The organism is Kitasatospora griseola (assembly GCF_014648555.1).
Lineage (GTDB): Bacteria > Actinomycetota > Actinomycetes > Streptomycetales > Streptomycetaceae > Kitasatospora > Kitasatospora griseola.
In genome coordinates this window covers 1-213 of sequence record NZ_BMRI01000124.1, presented here as the reverse complement: position 1 = coordinate 213, position 213 = coordinate 1, and the positions used below count along the sequence as shown (strand labels likewise).

The 213-nt window shown below is 64.3% G+C and carries 1 protein-coding gene; it reads right to left on the bottom strand.

Translation table 11 applies throughout. From position 1 onward, the window contains the following. Positions 1 to 12: 12 nt before the first annotated feature. On the bottom strand, positions 13 to 213 hold a 201-nt coding region (locus IEZ12_RS37410; RefSeq protein WP_189278897.1), incomplete at its 5' end, for a transposase.

Sequence of the window (213 nt, the reverse complement as noted above, 5' to 3'; positions counted from 1 at the left end):
TTAGAAGACATCTCATTTGGAGAGCCGCCGGGTGCAGATGAGGGCTGCGGCGATGCTGGCGAAGGCGGCGAAGTGGTTGGCCTTGCGTTCGTATCGGCGGTGCAATCGACGGAAGGCCCCGAACCATGCCACGGTACGCTCGATCACCCATCGGTGTCGGCCGAGACGCTGGGAGGATTCGATACCCCTGCGGGCGATGCGGGCCGGGATCTG